Origin of the sequence: Roseovarius sp. 10 (assembly GCF_033100315.1) — a bacterium.
GTDB lineage: Bacteria > Pseudomonadota > Alphaproteobacteria > Rhodobacterales > Rhodobacteraceae > M30B80.
Map to the genome: position 1 here is coordinate 1 of NZ_JAWLVH010000010.1, position 3,900 is coordinate 3,900.

The window sequence follows — 3,900 nt, forward strand, 5'->3', positions numbered from 1 at the left end:
GTTTGATGCTCGGATTAGATTATTCGCATCATCCCTAGTTAAGCATAGATCAGGCCGCATCTTGAGTAAGCCTAAGGCTGTAATTGGAATGTTGCCTCTGCGGATGAGTTCAAGCTCCAGCCTAGCAGGCATCAGCTCGCTGAAAGTCACCAACTGATCAATCGGCAACTCCACCGGCAGGTTACTGAGTAGAAACACCCGTTTTTGATAAGGGGCATGAACTAATCGTAAACGGCCTAAAGCCTGCATCGTCTCGGCATCTCGGGATTGAGCTAAGAGTGCATCTATACGTGCATCCGAGAAGGCAAGAACATGAATGCCAGACTGCGGACGCGGGTTGCGACTGGATTGAATATAGCCTCTGAACTGTGTGGCCTTTTTAGGGGTGTCTGCACCTTTCAGCCTAAATTGAGCCGCTTCATCATGCTGAAGGGGTTCAGCCCCATCCCAGAACAAGGCTCTCGCTTTGAGATCCACTTCGGGAGGTGGAGGCATGTTCCGCCCCGCAATGAAGATCACTGAACAATCTTCGGCAGCGTTGCTTCCTCGCAAAGCTTGGAAGTGCATCACAACCACATCTTTATGCCGCTTGGGGTTATCTCTCAGCTTGTCTGCTGCTGCCTTGTTAGCAACAATCAGAGGCTTCTCTCCAAATTCTGCCCAAGCATTCGCAACTTCAATAAGTTCATCCAAGGGAGCATTGGTGCCACTCCAAGAGGCCTTTCTGCCCGTGCGGTCATAGACTTGCGTGACAACGGCTTTTTGCTTCACATCAATCCGCTCGATTGACACAGGGCCGATAACTTGTTCGAGGAGGGTTTGATCGGCCGTGGCATCCAAAAGTAAAACGGCCGTGGTGTCGGGGATGTCTATCTCACGCAAAACAGCCATGCGGATTTCATCTGCTTTTGGGTCATAGACCAAGCGTTCGATATGATCACGCGGAGGAGAAAGGGACAGCTCTTCTCGAAGTATCCTCACAAACTGCGAGAGAGATCGATGAAGTCCCGCATTACCTGTTGTGGACAAGGGCGAGTTGCATGTTGAGGAGAATGATACGCTTGGCCGCAAGCCATCTAGATTGATCTCATCTAAATCCTCAACGGTAACGCCTTCCTCCCGAAGGAACTGCAACAATGGGTCACCGTCCTCAAGAGCCTCCACAATACGCCGGCCTAGTTTTGGATGACGATCAGTCACAATGTGTGGCTTAATCTGGGCGGGAGCCAGACGCATATCAGTGCTAATCACCTGATCTAGGAACGCCTCATCTATGATGACCAGATCAGCGTCTGATTGCAGGGGGTTTCTTGGCAACCCCAGGTGGGAATGAACGAAGACCCGGACCACATTGCCGTTATTGTCAGATGACAAATCTGGGCTGTTGTATTGCGCGATATAAGGGCAGGCCTCGTAATGCTCACACCGCTCGCCGTCATTGCTTCGGCACGCTGCTTGGAAGACTCCAACCTTTGCAGCCTCGAGACTGCGAACATAATCTGGTCGGAGGCACAGGACCGGCAGATCCCCTTTGGCCCCTCCAGTTCTTGGGTAATGCCGAATGACTTCAGCTTTAATCCCACCTTCGAGAGCCTGAAGATCACAAATATACTGATCTGCAAGATCGTGCCGTGGCACATATACTTCAACTTTTTGACCGAACTGTCCCGCAAGCCACTTTTGCAAATGCTTCAGCGTGTTGCGTGTTTTGCCTGCACCCATCGTGATCCGAAGGGCCATGCGAGGGGCGTCATCAACACTCTGAAAGAACCGCTCAAGTGCAGTATCAAGCCGCTTAGCCGCCTCATCAGCCGTTACCAGGTCCAGATCAAGATAGGGTGCATATGCCGGCTCGAGTGTTGTAACATCAGTCCGGGAGACAAATGTGTATGCACCACTTTCTAACTCAGCCCGGCGTCTACGAGCCTCAGCACGTGCATTCTCATAGCTCCACTTGCCATCTTCCAGATCTGCCTCAGCGGAAAACAGCTGCCATGTGCGTTCAGCAATGGCCTGCTCACTCGGATAGCCTCGAGGGTCATTGCGTTCCTTGAGAAGCTCTCTGACTGCATCGTTTGACTTCAGGAGTAGGAAGCGTTCCCTCCCATCAACCACCAATCCTGTCTCACGATCACGAGCGATATTCTGGCCGTCTATCACAGCAGAAGAGTTCTTAAACCGTCTGTTGCTTTGGACTAAAGAGGCTTTTTGCGACAGGTTGTCTGGAACTTCTACGACCTTTGTCGCGCCATCGGGAACATAAAGGCCCACACGTTTGGCGATTGGATCAATTATACCCGGGCCAAGCACAGGATTGGCTGTGTAATGCGGCTGCACGGTTCGATAAAGGCTGAGATCAACAGGATAGTCTGCCAACCATGACTTGGCTTCTTGATCGTTGATCGCACGACCCAACCAAAACCATAAATGCACCCTAATTTGGTTCGGCTTGAACCCCATGCTGTTGGACCACTGATAGACGCAAGCGGCGTTGTGGAACTCAGTAGGTAGGGCTGCCAGAGTGGATTGGAGGATCTGATCAGCTGATGGGTCAATATCTGCCCAGTCAGACGGCAAGGGAAGATTGTCGATGTCAATCATCACCCATCGTCTCGGCGAGGGGTCGAAAGTCTTTGCGTAGCCCACTTGATCTCGAGATAATCTGCGTATGCCCTCAGTAGGCTTCCCTTCGATCAAACGCCCACGGATGACCATTTTGTGTGGATCATGCTGAAGCTTTAAAAGCATAGCATGCAGGTCATCCAGCCCACTCACCTCATACTCTTCAACATTGAATAAAAGGCTTGGTTCTATCCGCCTAATACTTGGTAGACCATCTTGACCAATCTCCACGCGCTTCGCCGATAGCCGTTCTGATTCAAGGATCGTGACGAAGTCGTGTTGAGAGTGTTTGGGCATGTTCAGGTAGTCCTTACCAGGGAACTACTGAAATGGTGATCAGAAGGTCTCATGGCAAGTCACAACAAGAGCGTGATGCTACATTAGTGGGCCGCGCCTAAAACCGCATCTCCATCCCAAGCACAGCGCTGGAGCGACATGAGATAGCTGAATGCTTGGGCTTTGATCTCGATAACTACAACTCCAAAGCCCTAGAGGTCCGGTTGTTGCGTCTTCGTAGAAAAATGGAAGCCATTGGCTTGGAGGCCAGCCTGATTGAGACAATGCGAGGCTTCGGCTATCGCTTGAGAAGTGACGTGCAGTTCGTGTTCGTATGACGAGGCCACCAGCTTAAAGGCGTTTGACGTTTAGGTCACAACAGTCTTCGTCCGTCTATTTCCCAAAATGATCCATACGAACTTGAGGCTCGTATCATAGGCAAACAAACTATGAGGATGCGGCGATGAACAAAGGTAGGCTAAAGCCATATCTCGTAGACTATCTTGATGATCAGGGTAATAAAATCGATGGTCAGTTAATCTTCGCCCGTGATTCAACCTCGGCTGCGATGCTTGTGCTTGATACCCTGCCCGAAGCGAAAACCATTTTGTCTGTCCAACGATCGATCTAAAGAAAACGGTTGTTTGTGATTTGATAACATTCAGCGGATGGTTGTAACGTTGGCGCGACACTGAAGCTGTGTGGTGGTGCAGTCCCCTCCCGCTTCCCATCAGGGAATGACCCTCGGTTGCGTCAGCACTTACCCACAGTTTACGTTTAGTTCATGCCCCTTTTCAAAAACGGGTGTTTCTACTGAGTAACCTGCCGGTGGAGTTGCCGATTGATCAGCTGGTGACCTTCAGCGAGCTTATGCCTGCCAGGCTGGAGCTTGAACTCATCCGCAGAGGCAACATTCCAATTACAGCCTTAGGCTTACTCAAGATGCGGCCTGATCTATGCTTAACTAGGGATGATGCGAATAATCTAATCCGAGCATCAAAC

2 protein-coding genes are annotated in these 3,900 nt (G+C 50.7%); one reads left to right on the plus strand and one right to left on the minus strand.

Going from position 1 to position 3,900, the window contains the following annotated elements; translation table 11 throughout:
* A partial coding sequence (locus tag RYZ18_RS14120) for a hypothetical protein (RefSeq protein ID WP_317657508.1) occupies nucleotides 1-2,919 on the minus strand: 2,919 nt, incomplete at its 3' end.
* A 128-nt stretch (nucleotides 2,920-3,047) separates the two neighbouring features.
* Between RYZ18_RS14120 and RYZ18_RS14220 the strand changes: the two genes are divergently transcribed.
* On the plus strand, nucleotides 3,048-3,236 hold the full coding sequence (locus RYZ18_RS14220; protein WP_411567127.1) for a winged helix-turn-helix domain-containing protein: 189 nt from the start codon (nucleotides 3,048-3,050) through the stop codon (nucleotides 3,234-3,236).
* Nucleotides 3,237-3,900: the final 664 nt, after the last annotated feature.